Genomic DNA, 1,873 nt, shown 5'->3' with positions numbered 1-1,873 from the left:
TGACGGCACTGTATGGGTGGTCGCGTACGGCAGTAATGAACTTGTAAAAATCGACGTAAACGGATTAATCAGGGATCGAAAAAGAGGTCCCCTTAACGGTTTTGATCGTCCTTATGATTTAGCTCGCGGACTAGACGGGCGTATGTATGTGTCCGAATACCGAGGCGGCAGAGTAAGTATTCTTAATAGCAACGGAGACTGGCAGGCGTATATCGGCTCAAAAGGTTTGGGCGACAGGCAATTTGTCGGTCCACAGCATCTTACGATAGATGAAGAAGGGTACCTGTATGTTGTAGATTACGGCAACAGCAGAATTTCAAAATTTGATCCTGACGGAGTTTATATTCTTTCCTTTGGTAAAAAGAGCGCGGTTTTTCCCGGTTTGCTTTCACCTACGGGGATAGCCGCCTATAACGGAAAAATTTATATTGCCGAAAGCGCGGCAAAAGTAATTTATATGTTTGATACAAACGGAAACTATTTAGGGCGTCTTGCCGCGCAAGGTTTAAAAGGACCTGAAAGCATGAGATTCCTTTCCGACGGCACTATACTTGTAGCCGACGCCAACAGAATTTTGCAAATAAACCCCGATTCCGCGATTGTCCGCGAATTGGGACTTGCCGGAGGAGAGCGCCTCCGCATTACTTGCGCGGAAATTGATAGTAACGGCAATATACTTACCACAAACTTCAACGCAAGCGAAGTAAACATATTAACCCGCTTTGACGATCTTGCCTCCGGCTTATTTGTGCAGATACGCGATATTGACTCGAGTAAATTCCCCAAAGTAACTGTAGAACTTACAGTAGAGGACAGACTTCGCCGCCCAATTTTGGGGCTTGATAACAACAACTTCCTTTTAACAGAAAATAGTTTACCTGTGGCGGAGCAGGTATTGTATGTTCCCGGTTATCGCACTCGCGGCGCGGATATTTCCCTTCTTGTAGAACGCTCAGATACAACCGCGCGTATGCGCGACGACCTTACCGCATCGGCGAGGGATATAAACCGCGCCATACAGGAAATGGGTAATTCAAAAATAGTTTCAGTAATTTCCGCAGCGGCTCAACCAAAAAGAGAACAACACGCCAATTCCCTTGAAAATGCCGTACGGGGCGCTGCTGACAATACTAGTCGTTGGCGTTTCGATTTAGGGTTGCGCCTTGCGGCAAGCGATCTTTTAACCGCCGCCCCCAAAAGATCTGTAGTATATATCGGTTCAGGCGGATTAGGCGATTTGGCGTTTGAACAGTACAGTCTTAAAGAAATGTCAGCTTACCTCGCGAATAACGGCATAGTGTTTAACGCCATCATAATCGGCGGCGGTCAAGTTTCCGAAAGTATCGAATTTTTATGCAGGGAAACAGGCGGACAGGCAATGAGCCTTTATCGTCCGCGCGGCATAGGAGAGCTTATCAAGGGCGTTGTCGATACCCCGACAGGTCTTTACAGTTTTACATACACTTCGCGTCTGCCCACAGATTTTGGAAGAGCATGGCTGCCTATTGAGGTTGAAGTTTACTTAATGGAAAGATCAGGGCGCGATAATATCGGGTACTTCCCGCCGTTGGAATAATTGTTTAATAGTTATTTGTACTGTTTAAAACAATTATGTGTGAGAAATGCTATCGCATGATAGTGTTATATAAATTTTTAGGAGGACTTAAATGTCAACATTAAAGTCGGGCTTTACGCTCGCAGAAAACGAAAAACTGGTAATGGAGATTGAGGCGGAACTGTGGGCTGGCAGTTCAAACCCAATTGAGCAGTTACTTGGTTCGATTCGAAGAGTCTTTGCCGCTATTCTTGGATTTAAGAGAAATGGGTTTTGGGTTATAACCGACAAACGGGTTATTGAAGTTTCAGTACAAAT

2 protein-coding genes are annotated in these 1,873 nt (G+C 45.3%); both read left to right on the top strand.

The window, feature by feature from the left end; genetic code table 11:
* Positions 1 to 1,576 (top strand): NHL repeat-containing protein (locus tag ACYVTD_RS12260; protein ID WP_461248041.1); only part of this gene is annotated, 1,576 nt, incomplete at its 5' end.
* 91 nt (positions 1,577 to 1,667) lie between these two features.
* Positions 1,668 to 1,873 (top strand): hypothetical protein (locus ACYVTD_RS12255; RefSeq protein ID WP_461248040.1); only part of this gene is annotated, 206 nt, incomplete at its 3' end.

This window comes from Treponema sp. R6D11, from assembly GCF_054786075.1.
This window is presented reverse-complemented; position numbering and strand designations above follow the sequence as displayed.